The sequence below is a fragment of the Chryseobacterium arachidis genome, assembly GCF_900129245.1.
Taxonomy (GTDB): domain Bacteria; phylum Bacteroidota; class Bacteroidia; order Flavobacteriales; family Weeksellaceae; genus Chryseobacterium; species Chryseobacterium arachidis.
Genome location: NZ_FQUT01000034.1, coordinates 1 through 1,084 on the forward strand (window position 1 = coordinate 1; position 1,084 = coordinate 1,084).

General features: G+C 32.3%; 1 protein-coding gene and 1 pseudogene. Both read right to left on the reverse strand.

The genetic code is table 11. The features are described 5' to 3' along the window. Positions 1–478: 478 nt before the first annotated feature. On the reverse strand, positions 479–655 hold the full coding sequence (locus BUA89_RS22660) for a histone H1 (protein WP_072964290.1): 177 nt from the start codon (positions 653–655) through the stop codon (positions 479–481). Positions 656–944: 289 nt separating this feature from the next. Beyond that, a pseudogene (locus tag BUA89_RS22835) lies at positions 945–1,084 on the reverse strand (IS1 family transposase); the annotation flags it as partial.

A 1,084-nucleotide genomic window follows, 5' to 3' on the forward strand; every position in this document is an offset into this window, starting at 1 on the left:
TTAGGATGCCGGGAGTTGAACCATCCCATATTCCAACAGCAATACTGCTGCTGGAATCCATGCTGTTCACTAAAATAGAATCTCTTTTTGGCATGCGTTGCAATTTTAAATTCAAATTTAGTTAAATGCAAATATTTATTATGCTTTTTTGGTACTCTTTAAGCGTGCTATTTAATGGATATGTTAATTTTGGAATAATCTCAAGCCAATCTTTGTAAAAGAATATAACCATAGGCTACAATTTAATTTTTTTTGATGTTTAACATCGTGTCTACGATGCAATCAGGAACTTTGCGTCAGGGATTGAAAAGTAAATCCTTTTCCGGTAGGAAAAGATTGAAATGAAAAGCCCGTCCGTAGGGGACGCCCTGAAAAGGAATGTACTTTTTTTACATGAGGTTCTTTTATAAATTGAATAGACCAATTCACCAAAGGCGATGATATAACAAATCCCAACCGTTTGGCTGGGATTTTATTTTTATTTTTTTGCTTCTTCAACAGATACCTTACGGAATTCCTTGAATAGCTTGCTCAGTTCTAGAGCAGATTTTCTAGCTCTTGTACCGGCAGCCTTGTTACTTTTTTCACTCTGTAGTGCTGTATCAGTAGAAAATGCTTCAAATTCAGCATTGATCTTTTCGATAAGTTCTTTCATAGTTTGATTATTTATTTTGAGCTGCAAATATAGCATATAAGTAAATTTAAGCTATAACAGGTATTCCCACTTTGTTACATATCGACGAATTGTATGAAGCCACAGATTCCAATCTGAGATCAGTATACCAATCGTTCCATTGTTTTAAAATGGATGATTTAAGAATGAATGTAAAAGAATTGCCTGCATATAGATCAGATTTTTTTACTCTGGCCTTGAGCTTTGGATCTGAAAATTTTATGATCAGCTTAAACGACAAAGAACATAATGACTTAAAACATTGGTATTGTTAAATTAAAATATCCAATTGGTTATTAAGTTTTAAAAATAATAGCTTTAATGAGTTCTCTAACATATATTGTTTTTTAGAATAACACTTTGTCTTTCTTTTAAATCTTGCCAAATAATGTCTGATTCTGGAATTGTAAC